9 protein-coding genes are annotated in these 11,652 nt (G+C 60.6%); 4 read left to right on the top strand and 5 right to left on the bottom strand.

Going from position 1 to position 11,652, the window contains the following annotated elements; all coding sequences use genetic code 11:
* Positions 1-2,463 (top strand): DNA mismatch repair protein MutS (mutS, locus tag VJR68_RS19555; protein ID WP_324150367.1); only part of this gene is annotated, 2,463 nt, incomplete at its 5' end.
* A 98-nt stretch (positions 2,464-2,561) separates the two neighbouring features.
* Here mutS and VJR68_RS19550 read toward each other — a convergent pair.
* Positions 2,562-3,197, bottom strand: coding sequence for a glutathione S-transferase family protein (locus VJR68_RS19550; RefSeq protein ID WP_324150365.1), 636 nt, complete (start codon positions 3,195-3,197; stop codon positions 2,562-2,564).
* A 130-nt stretch (positions 3,198-3,327) separates the two neighbouring features.
* Here VJR68_RS19550 and VJR68_RS19545 point away from each other — a divergent pair, with 130 nt between their 5' ends.
* A complete protein-coding gene (locus VJR68_RS19545) occupies positions 3,328-3,927 on the top strand; it encodes a TetR/AcrR family transcriptional regulator (protein WP_324150363.1) in 600 nt (199 codons plus the stop codon).
* Between the two features lie 178 nt (positions 3,928-4,105).
* Positions 4,106-6,340: a catalase/peroxidase HPI gene (gene katG / locus VJR68_RS19540; protein ID WP_324150362.1), complete on the top strand. Its 2,235-nt coding sequence runs from the start codon at positions 4,106-4,108 to the stop codon at positions 6,338-6,340.
* Between the two features lie 148 nt (positions 6,341-6,488).
* Here the strand turns inward: katG and VJR68_RS19535 are convergent, their stop codons facing one another.
* A complete protein-coding gene (locus VJR68_RS19535) occupies positions 6,489-7,037 on the bottom strand; it encodes a response regulator (protein ID WP_324150360.1) in 549 nt (182 codons plus the stop codon).
* A gap of 103 nt (positions 7,038-7,140) precedes the next feature.
* A complete protein-coding gene (locus tag VJR68_RS19530; protein ID WP_324150358.1) occupies positions 7,141-7,545 on the bottom strand; it encodes an RNA-binding S4 domain-containing protein in 405 nt (134 codons plus the stop codon).
* 91 nt (positions 7,546-7,636) lie between these two features.
* Here VJR68_RS19530 and VJR68_RS19525 point away from each other — a divergent pair, with 91 nt between their 5' ends.
* Entirely contained in the window at positions 7,637-8,248 is a 612-nt protein-coding gene (locus tag VJR68_RS19525; RefSeq protein ID WP_324150356.1) for a trimeric intracellular cation channel family protein, read from the top strand.
* A 381-nt stretch (positions 8,249-8,629) separates the two neighbouring features.
* On the opposite strand, the gene htpG is transcribed toward VJR68_RS19525, so the two are convergent.
* Both htpG and htpX read right to left on the bottom strand, forming a co-directional pair.
* On the bottom strand, positions 8,630-10,498 hold the full coding sequence (htpG, locus tag VJR68_RS19520; RefSeq protein ID WP_324150354.1) for a molecular chaperone HtpG: 1,869 nt from the start codon (positions 10,496-10,498) through the stop codon (positions 8,630-8,632).
* 182 nt (positions 10,499-10,680) lie between these two features.
* Positions 10,681-11,574: a protease HtpX gene (gene htpX / locus VJR68_RS19515; protein WP_324150352.1), complete on the bottom strand. Its 894-nt coding sequence runs from the start codon at positions 11,572-11,574 to the stop codon at positions 10,681-10,683.
* Positions 11,575-11,652: the final 78 nt, after the last annotated feature.

Raw genomic sequence — 11,652 nt, 5'->3', positions numbered from 1 at the left:
TTCTATGAAGACGCGCGCAAGGCCGCGCGTTTGATGGACATCACGCTCACGCAGCGCGGGCAATCGGCAGGACAGCCGATTCCGATGGCGGGCGTGCCGTATCACGCGGTGGAAAATTATCTGGCCAAGCTGGTGCGGCTGGGTGAATCGGTGGCGATTTGCGAACAGATCGGCGACCCGGCGCTCGCGAAAGGACCAGTGGAGCGCAAGGTGGTGCGCATTGTCACGCCGGGCACGGTGACGGACGCGGCGCTATTGGAAGAACGGCGCGACAATCTGCTGCTGGCGATTGCGGCTGGCCCACACGGCAGTTATGGCCTGGCATGGGTGGATCTTGCCAGCGGGCGTTTTCTGCTCAGCGAAGTACCCAATGCGGAAGCCCTCGCTGCGGAACTGGCGCGGCTGCAACCAGCGGAAACACTGGTCGGTGAAGACGTAGCGTGGCCGAAACTGGTCAGCACCCTGCCAGGCTTGCGCAAGCGGCCGCCGTGGCATTTCGATGGCGATGCATCGCGGCGCGAACTCAATCGCTTCTTCGGCACGCGAGACCTCAGTGGTTTTGGCGTCGACAACTTGCCGTTGGCGATCGCCGCCGCGGGCTGCTTGCTCGGCTACGTCGAAGAAACACAAAAGAGCGCACTGCCGCATCTTTCCGGCATGGCCGTTGAAAGTGCGAGCGAAACGATTGCACTGGACGCCGCCACGCGCCGCAATCTGGAATTGGACACACATCCAAGCGGCCGTATCGAACATAGCCTGCTGGGCGTGCTCGATGAAACGGTCACGCCCATGGGTGCGCGCTTGATGCGCCGTTGGCTCAATCGCCCGTTGCGCTCGCGCGATGTGCTTCGTCGCCGGCATCAGGCCATCGGTGCCTTGATCGAAACGCGCCGTCATGAAAACCTGCGCGATCAATTGCGCGGCATCGGCGATCTGGAACGCATTCTGGCACGCGTTGCTTTGCGTTCGGCACGCCCGCGCGATCTTTCGACGCTGCGCGATGGCTTGGCCGCCGCCCCCGCATTGCGCGCCTCGATCGCCAGCGTGGACAGTCCGCTGTTACATGCGTTGGTCGAAGGCATCGGCGATCATGCTGCCACGGCAGAACTCCTCAAGCGCGCCATCGTCGAACAACCACCCGTGCTCCTACGCGACGGCGGCATCGTCGGTGACGGCTATGACGCCGAATTGGACGAACTGCGCCGCCTTGCCACGCACGCCGATCAATATCTGGTGGAACTGGAGGAGCGCGAAAAAGCCACCAGCGGCATCCCCACACTGAAGGTCGGCTACAACCGCGTACACGGCTACTACATCGAAATCAGCAAGGCCCAGTCGGATAAAGCGCCTACGCATTACACGCGCCGGCAAACCACCAAGAACGCGGAGCGCTACATCACCGAAGAACTCAAGACCTTCGAAGACAAAGTACTCTCCGCCAAGGAACGTTCGCTGATGCGCGAGCGCGCGCTGTATGAAGCGCTGCTCGATACGCTCACTGAGCAACTCGAACCACTCAAGCACGCTGCCGCGTCCATGGCCGAACTCGACGTGCTGTGCACCTTGGCCGAACGCGCCGAGGCCCTGGACTGGAGCGCGCCGGAACTCACCGACGAACCTGGCCTGCGGATCGAGCGCGGCCGTCATCCTGTCGTGGAGAAAGTACGCGACGAACCCTTCGAGCCGAACGATCTGGTATTGGATGATCATCGCCGCATGCTGGTGATCACCGGCCCGAACATGGGCGGTAAATCCACCTACATGCGCCAGAATGCGTTGATCGTGCTGCTGGCGCATATCGGCAGCTACGTTCCCGCATCGCGCGCGGTGATCGGCCCGATCGATCGCATCTTCACCCGCATCGGCGCTGGCGACGATCTTTCACGCGGCCAATCCACCTTCATGGTGGAAATGAGCGAGACGGCAAACATCCTGCACAACGCCACACCGCAAAGCCTGGTGTTGATGGATGAAGTAGGCCGCGGCACCAGCACGTACGATGGCCTGGCACTCGCACGCGCTGCCGCCGTGCACCTGGCTGCCAGCAGCAAAGCCTATACATTGTTTGCCACGCATTATTTCGAATTGACCGAACTTGCGATCGAATATCCCAGCATCGCCAACGTGCACCTCGATGCGGTCGAATACGGCGATCAACTGGTGTTTATGCATGCCGTGAAGGAAGGCCCAGCCAATCGTAGTTTCGGTTTGCAAGTCGCGGCCTTGGCCGGCCTGCCGAAATCGGTCATTGCCGATGCACGCAAGACGCTGGCGCAATTGGAAAACGGCATGCATGGCCATGCCGCCAAGCCATCATTGCAACACGAACCCTCACCGCAACTGGGGCTGTTTGCACCACCCGAGCCTTCTGCGGCCGAGCGCGCACTCAAGGATGTCGAGCCGGATACATTGACGCCACGCGAAGCGTTGGACGTTCTGTATCGGCTGAAAGCCTTGGTGTGAGTAAACCGCGCAGCTGACCTACTCAACGTAGGCTGGAATGCCAATCCCAGCATTGCCATCGACATGAATGCTGGGATTTCATCCCAGCCTACGTTCTATCAGGCTGCAGCCGGCAATGGCGCTGGAAATGGTTCGCGCCACGCCGGCAACGCCATCAACTGATTGTGCCAGCGCGTGATGTTGGCAAACTCATCCACCGGCAAGCGGGCCTCTTTGGCCCACGGCAGCAATACGCCCACGCCAAAGTCAGCAATGCTCAGCTTGTCGCCGACCAGATACTCGTGTTGTGCCAAATGCGTGTCGAGCACAGTGGCAAAACGCTTATAGAAACCGGTGGCTTCCTCCACGGCCGCAGTATTCACCTCACCCAATCCCAGGAATGGCTTGATGTGATGCTCAAAATACAACGTACCACCGTGGCGCGAAAAATGGCTGATATCCCATGACAGCCAACGCAGCACTTCCACTTGGCGAGTAGCTTCGGAAGGCCATAAGTCAGAGCCGGCTTTCACCGCCAGATGAGCCATGATGGCGGTGCTTTCCCATAACTGCAGGTCCCCATCCATCAACAGCGGTACCTTGCCGTTGGGATTCAACGCCAGAAACGCAGGCTTGCGCTGTTCGCCCTGGCTCAGGTCAACCCGGACATATTCCACCGGCGAGCCAAGGTATTTCGCCACCGCGCAGGCCTTGCGCGGATTCATCGTCTCTGCGTAATACAGCTTCATGGTCATGACATCTATCTCCTTGATGGGCGGGTAACCGCGAGAACGTGGAGAAGTTTGTCAGCGCCTAATATATGTTCAAGAACATATTTTGCTTTCGCAGTAGGCTTTGCCCGCCCCAACCACTTGCCCCGTCGCCATGCCATTGAGCGCCGAACACAAACAGAAAACCCGCCAGCGCATCGTGGAGTGCGCGCGTGAATTGTTTAATCGCCGCGGCTTCGATGATGTTTCCATCGACGAAATCATGCAGCACGCCGGCCTCACCCGCGGCGGTTTCTACAATCACTTCAAGGCCAAGGAAGATCTCTACGCCGAAGCAGTTTCAACGTTCATGCATTTTGATCCGACCGGGCGCTGGGAAGGCATACGGTTCGATCACACGGCCTGTGGCGAGGCCTTTGCACGCCAGATCATCGAAGCGTACCTTTCCACCGCGCACCTGGAAGCCATCGAAAACCAGTGTCCAATGATCGCGTTGCCTTCCGATACGGCTCGCGCAGGACCGCGGGTGCGGCAAGCCTATCGATGCCTGGTCGAGCACATGGCCAACATGCTGGAACGTGGCATGGATAGGGAAGCCGATCGCGGCGCCCGCCAACGCAGCCTGGCTGTCACGGCGCTTTGCGTTGGCGGCATGGTGCTGGCGCGCACCGTCGACAACCCTGCGTTCGCCGACGAAATGCGGCTTGCAGCGCGAAACTTGGCATTGGAACTGATTGGCTCGTCATCGGATTGAGTTGTCATCAGGCTGACGCTCGCGCTGGCCATTAATGCATCTCCCCGGCACAGGCGAGTCATAGCCTATGCCTATGAAATGGATCAGAACAATTCAATTCACGGGAGAAGCACGTCCACGTAGATTGGCCCGGAAGCCAGCCGACGCCAGCCCCCTTCCCACCAAAAGGACTTCAGCCATGAATGAAGACGTCAACACCGTCACTCCCACTGCCGAGACGGCAGGGTCCGCCGCATCGAGCGCAGCAAAGTGCCCTTTCCACCACGCGACCGGCGGTACGACCAACCGCGATTGGTGGCCGAACCAGCTGAACCTGAAACTCCTGCATCAGCATTCCTCCTTATCCGATCCCATGGGCAAGGACTTCAACTACGCCGCAGCTTTCAGAGGCGTCGACCTGAAAGCATTGAAGCAGGATCTGCATGCGCTGATGACCGATTCGCAAGACTGGTGGCCGGCGGACTTCGGCCATTACGGCCCCTTGTTCATTCGCATGGCCTGGCATAGTGCCGGCACGTACCGCACCGGTGACGGCCGTGGCGGCGCTGGCGCGGGACAGCAGCGCTTCGCGCCGCTCAACAGCTGGCCAGACAACGGCAATCTGGACAAGGCGCGTCGACTGCTGTGGCCGATCAAGCAGAAGTACGGGCGGAACATTTCCTGGGCCGACCTGATGATTCTTGCCGGCAACGTCGCGTTGGAATCGATGGGCTTCAAAACGTTCGGCTTCGGCGGCGGACGCGAGGACGTGTGGGAACCGGAAGAAGACGTCTACTGGGGCACCGAAACCACCTGGCTTGGCGGCGACAAGCGCTACAGCGGTGAGCGTGATCTCGAAAATCCGCTCGCGGCCGTACAGATGGGCCTGATCTACGTGAATCCGGAAGGTCCGGAAGGCCATCCCGATCCGCTTGCTGCGGCGAAAGATATCCGCGAGACGTTCGCCCGCATGGCCATGAACGACGAAGAGACCGTCGCCTTGATCGCCGGCGGCCACACCTTCGGCAAGACCCATGGCGCAGGCCCGGCAACGCACGTCGGCCCCGAGCCGGAAGCAGCAGGCATCGAAGAAATGGGCCTGGGTTGGAAGAACAGCTTCGGCTCCGGCAAAGGCGCCGATGCGATCACCAGCGGCCTGGAGGTCACCTGGACCAGCTCGCCAACCAAGTGGAGCAACAACTTCTTCTGGAACCTGTTCGGCTACGAGTGGGAACTCACCAAGAGCCCTGCGGGTGCACATCAATGGACGCCGAAGGGCGGCGCGGGCGCCGGCACGGTGCCGGATGCGCATGATCGCTCCAAGCGTCATGCACCGTCGATGCTCACCACTGACCTCGCCCTGCGCTTCGATCCGGCGTACGAGAAAATCTCGCGGCGCTTCCTGGAAAATCCAGACGAATTTGCTGATGCGTTCGCGCGGGCATGGTTCAAGCTGACGCACCGCGACATGGGCCCACGTGCGCGCTATCTCGGCCCGGAAGTGCCGGCTGAAGCACTGATTTGGCAGGACCCTGTGCCTGCGGTCGATCACAAGCTTATTGACGAACAGGATGTTGCCGCGCTTAAAACGAAGCTCCTGGCTTCCGGCCTCACCGTGTCGGAACTGGTTTCCACCGCATGGGCTTCGGCCTCGACGTTCCGCGGTTCCGACAAGCGCGGCGGTGCTAACGGCGCACGCATTCGCCTCGCGCCGCAGAAGGACTGGCAGGTCAATCAACCTGAGCAGCTGGCGAAAGTGCTGAAGACGCTGGAAGGCATCCAACAGGCTTTCAACGCCTCGTCATCGGGTGACAAGCAGGTGTCGCTCGCTGATCTGATCGTACTGGGTGGCTGTGCCGCCATCGAGCAGGCGGCAAACAATGCCGGCGTCAACGTCACGGTTCCCTTTATCCCGGGACGCACGGATGCCTCGCAGGAACAAACCGACGTCGAATCGTTTGCCGTACTAGAGCCAGTGGCGGATGGTTTCCGCAACTACCTCAAGGGCCAATTCTCCGTTCCCGCCGAGGTGCTGCTGGTCGACAAAGCGCAACTGCTGACGCTGACCGCGCCCGAGATGACCGCGTTGATCGGCGGCATGCGTGCGCTGGATACCAACTTCGGGCATACACGGCACGGCGTCTTCACCAAGCGCCCGGGAACCTTGAGCAACGATTTTTTCGTCAACCTGCTGGATATGAGCACGACGTGGAAAGCAGCATCGCGCGCGCAGGACGTATTTGAAGGACGCGACCGCACGACCGGCGAACTCAAGTGGACGGCGACGCGTGTCGATCTCGTTTTCGGTTCGAACTCGCAGTTGCGCGCCTTGGCGGAGGTCTATGGAAGCTCGGATGCGCAAGAGAAGTTTGTCCGCGACTTCGTGGCCGTCTGGAACAAGGTGATGAACCTGGATCGCTTCGACCTGGCGTAATCGCAGGTAGGCTGGGATGAAATCCCAGCTTTCTTGCGCGTGCCGGAGCTGGGATTTCATCCCAGCCGACAAAAAAAGCGCCGCAGCGTTTTCACGCTGCGGCGTTTCCGTCTGAAGTCAGGCGGTTACCGCTGGGAACGAGATGAAATCAGGCAGCCATGCCCGAGAGCGTGCTGGGCAGCTCTTCGTACGGCGTGACGGTGGCAGTTACCAAGGCCGGTGCCGGCACGCGTGCCGGCAAGCGTTCGGCGCGCACCAGTTGATCGATGGATTGCTGCACTTCGCTCAAGCCAAACGGTTTCTTGATGAAGTCGTCGGCACCGAAGCGCTGCACATAGAATTGCTCGGTGGCTTGCTGGTTGCCGCTGATCATCACGATCGGAATGTGTTGCGTCAGCGGATCATGACGCAATGCACGCAGCACCGCGAAACCGTTGATGCCCGGCAGCACCACGTCCAGGAAAATCAGTTCCGGCTGCTCGGTCTTGGCCAGCTCGAGGGCGCTTTCGCCATCGACGGCCTTCTGCACGCCGTAGCCTTCCTGCTCGAGCATCTTGCCGAGTACCGCGCGAATGGTTGGCGAGTCGTCCACCACCAGCGTGCGAAGACCCCTCGCGGCTTGCACGAGATGCCGGTGGTGTGCGCCTTCCGGTACGTGACCGCCCAGCAACCGTTTGAAGAAATCGATACCGCTCATTGGTTTCCCCCTTTAATCGCTTATCGCGGCAACCTCTCCCGGGTTGCCTGCGTTGGCGAAAAGATCATCACGCAGATGGGCGCGGATTTCTGAGATGTGCTGCTCACGGAAAATCCTTAAGCCGTCGCAGTTCTCGACGTTCCTGCTTGTTTGGCCGGGTCGGGGGGCGATTCAAGCCTGCTCCGCTCAGGCGGCGCAGCTCACGGGCCTGCTCGCGGGCAAGCCGGCTGGCCTCGGTTTCGCGGTAGAGCGTCTGGGCCACGCTGGCCGGTCCCCGCAGCTCGGCAAGCGCCAGGATTTCCAGCTCCAGTCGTTCCTCGCCGCGCGTCAGGCGTACGGTGTCGCCAACGTGCAGGGCCTTGGAGGCCTTGCAGCCGGCGCCGTTCACATCGACCTTGCCGCCATCGATCGCCTGTTTTGCCAGGCTGCGTGTCTTGTACATGCGTGCAGCCCATAGCCAGACGTCGGCGCGGACTTCGGAAAGCGTTTCATCGGGTGTGTGTTTCATGGTGGCATTATCAGCGTACGGCCTTGGTGGATGCAGGATAGGTGGGCGCGCCAAGGTGCCGAGGCAAGCCTGATTCGCATGGGGAATCCGCATGTTGCTCTATCTGCTGGACCTGATTGGCGTGGCGGTGTTTGCGGTGAGCGGTGTGCTGGTAGCGGCGCACGCCGGCATGGATCTGCTCGGCGGTCTCGCGCTGGCCGCGCTGACCGCCATCGGGGGCGGCACATTGCGTGACGTACTGCTCAATCGTCACCCGATTTTCTGGGTGAAGGATGCACGCTACCTGCTGGTGATTCTGATCGCGGCCGCGTTGACCATGATCTATCTCGCCGCCTTTCCACCTCCCGGCCGAAGCTTCCTGATTGCCGATGCCTTGGGGCTGGCGCTGTTTGCAATGAGCGGTGCGCAGATTGCGGAAGCGGCGGGATTGTCGTGGCTGGTCGTCGTGCTGATGGGAACCATGACCGGCACCGCCGGTGGCATGTTGCGCGATGTAATGAGCGCGCGGGTGCCGTTGATCTTTCAGCAGGATCTTTATGCGACGGCGGCGATTATCGGGATCGTGGCATACGTGGTTTTGCAGCGACTTGGTATACCGCGCAGCATCGCAGTAAGCGTAGGCGTGCTGGTGATTTTGTTGATGCGCCTGCTGGCAGTCGTGTGGGGCATGCACCTGCCTCGTTTGCATCTTATCGCTGCATAACCCCTGGCCGTCATTCCCGCGAAAGCGCACTGCTGTCCGGGGAAAATCTTTTTAATTGATTAGGTCTCGACACCTAGCCCGACGGCGAAAATTCTTCTCGTAAATTCAATTGCACCGAAAATCGTCGCCCCAGCGAAAGCCGGGGCCCAGTGTCTTGGGCGAAATGCAAGTCGCTGGGTCCCGGCTTTCGCCGGGACGACGATCCATCAAGCGTTACGGCGAATGCAACGATTTTTCCCCGGACAGCAGTGCGCGAAAGCGGGAGTCCATTTGCGCTGATGCAAAAGCAAAAGTGGATTCCCGCTTTCGCGGGAATGACGGCCAGGAGACAACTTATCTCTCACCCATCTGCGATGCCGGATGAAGCGAGCGCATCATCAATCAACCCAACAACACCCGATTCAAACGCTGCACGAACGCCGACGGATCAGCCAACGGCGCACCCGCCGCGATCTCCGCCTGTTCCAGCAGCAGATTGGCCAGATCCTTCGCCTTACCGTCGTCGCTTTCGCTTTCCACTCGCTTGAGCAAGGCATGCTGCGGATTGATCTCCAGCGTCGGCTTGCTGGAAGGCATGTCGTGACCAGCTTCGCGCAACAGGCGCGCCAAATGCGGTGCCATTTCGTAGTCGGACAGGGCCAGGCATGATGGGGAATCGGTGAGGCGCGCGGATACTTTCACGTCGCCCACGCGATCGCCGAGCAGATCCTTCAGCTTCTTCAACAACGGCTCGGCCGCCTTGCTTGCTTCTTCCTGCTGCTTCTTCGCTTCCTCATCCAGCGGCAACTCGCCCTTGGCGACGTTGCGCAGCTTCTTGCCGCTGTACTCGTTCAAACTGCCCAGCATCCATTCGTCGATGCGATCGGACATCAGCAGCACTTCGACATCCTTGGCCCTGAACGCTTCCAGTTGCGGGCTGCCGGAGGCTGCGGCGTGGCTGTCGGCGGTGATGTACCAGATGGTGTCCTGGCTGACCGGCATGCGGCTGATGTAATCGTCCAGCGACACGTTCTGCGTGCTGCCTTCGCCCTTGGTGGAGGCAAAGCGCAGCAGCTTGGCGATGCGCTCGCGGTTGGCGTGGTCTTCTACGATGCCTTCCTTGAGCGTATTGCCGAACGCCTTGTAGAAAGCGATGAATTTTTCCGGCTCATCCTTGGCGAGCTTTTCGATCAGGTCCAGCACGCGCTTCACGCAGGCGGCCTTGATGCGCTCCAGCTGGCGATTCTGCTGCAGGATTTCGCGGCTCACGTTGAGCGGCAGATCATCCGCATCGACCACGCCGCGCACGAAGCGCAGGTAGTTGGGCAGCAGTTGCTCGGCCGCATCCATGATGAAGACGCGCTTGATATAGAGCTTCAAACCCTTGCGCTCATCGCGGCCGCCCATCATCAGCTCGAACGGCGGCTGCGAGGGGAGATAAAGCAGCGTGATATAACTCTGGTTGCCTTCGACGCGGTTGTGCGTCCAGGCCAGCGCATCGTTGAAATCGTGGCCAAGCGACTTATAGAAATTCTGGTACTCCTCGTCGCTGATCTCGCTCTTGGGCTTGGTCCATAGCGCCGACGCGGCATTCACGGTTTCCCACTCGTCGGTGGGCTTGTCATCCTTTTCCACCGGCAGGCGGATCGGGAATGCGACATGGTCGGAGTAGCGCGTAATCAGCGAGCGCAGCTCCCAGCGCTTAAGAAAATCATCCTCGTCAGCCTTTAAATGCAGCACGATTGCCGTGCCGCGTTCGGGCAGTTCGATCTGCTCCAGCGCGTATTCGCCCTTGCCGTCGCTCTCCCACTTCACGCCTTCGTTGGCGGGCAGGCCTGCACGGCGACTGAGCACGGTGACCTTGTCGGCCACCACGAAGGACGAATAGAAGCCCACGCCGAACTGACCGATCAGGCGCGCATCGCCTTTTTGTTCCGTGCTCATCGCTTCCAGGAAACGGCGCGTGCCGGAGCTGGCGATGGTGCCCAGGTTGGCGACGATTTCGTCGCGGCTCATGCCGACGCCGTTGTCGCGCACGGTGACGGTGCGCTTGTCGGCATCCCAGCTTACGTCGATATGCAGCTCGGCATCGCCGGAGAGCAGCTCAGGCTTGCCGATGGATTCGAAACGGAGCTTGTCGCAGGCATCGGATGCATTGGAGATCAGCTCGCGCAGGAAGATTTCCTTGTGCGAGTACAACGAGTGCGTCACCAGGTGCAGCACCTGAGCGACTTCGGCTTCGAATTTGCGGGTTTCGGCGGTCGTGGTCATGGTGTCGTTGAAGGTTGGTCAGGTTAAAAAGGAAAAACAAAATAACTCTCCCAAGGAGAGCAGTGGGTGAGGAAGAACGATTTACCCCCAGACTTCAACGAAGCGACGCTCTGAATCCGGCGGTGTCGCGAGATTCGCCCCTCACCCTGCCCCCTCCCCTGGCGGGGAGGGGAGAAAACCCATTACATCATCTGCTTCTGCAACGCTGCGATGCGCTCATCCAGCGGCGGATGGCTCATGAACAAGCGCTGCAGCCCCTGCGCCAATGGACCGGAAATGCCGAAGGCGGCCATCGTCTTGGGCAGGGTGCTTTCGCCATGGTTGAGCTGCAGGCGTTGCAACGCGGAGATCATTGCCCCACGGCCGGCCAGCTTGGCGCCGGCGGCATCGGCACGGAATTCGCGCCAGCGCGAAAAGGCCATCACGATCATGGAAGCGAACAGGCCGAACACCAGCTGCAGCACCATCACCGAGACGAAGTAGCCGATGCCGGTGCCTTCACGATTGTCGCGGCCACCGGAAAGCCAGCTGTCGACCAGGCGGCCGACGATGCGCGCGGCGACGATCACCAGCGTATTGAGTACGCCCTGGATCAAGGTGAGCGTAACCATGTCGCCGTTGGCGACGTGGCCGATCTCGTGACCCAGCACGGCCGCAACTTGCTCGCGATCCATCTGCTGCAGAAGCCCCGTACTCACCGCGACCAGCGCGTGGTTCTTGCTCATGCCGGTGGCGAAGGCGTTCATTTCCGGCGCATCGTAGATCGCCACTTCGGGCATGCCGATGCCGGCGTTCTGCGCGTGGTGGCCCACCGTGTCGACCAGCCAGCGCTCAGCCTCGTTCTGTGGCTGCTCAATGACCCGTGCGCCAGTAGTCATCTTGGCCATCCACTTGGACATGGCCAGCGAAATGAACGCGCCCCCCATGCCGAAGACCGCAGCGTAGGCGAGCAACCCGCCCATTCCGCCGTAGCCACGCATGGCTGCCCACTGATCGATGCCGAACAGGTGGCAGACGATGCTGAGCAGCAGCAGGACCGCGATATTGGTAAGGAGGAAAAGTGCGATACGGCGCATAGTCGTCCCTAAAGTGTTCTTCCGAATGTTGGATGGTAACCAGCGCCAGAGATTCTGGCTAAACCTCCGTTTTTCAAG

The sequence above is a fragment of the Dyella sp. genome, assembly GCF_035277725.1.
Taxonomy (GTDB): Bacteria; Pseudomonadota; Gammaproteobacteria; order Xanthomonadales; family Rhodanobacteraceae; genus Dyella_B.
Note: the sequence above shows the minus strand (reverse complement) of the source record. Positions and strands in the feature narration are given on the sequence as shown.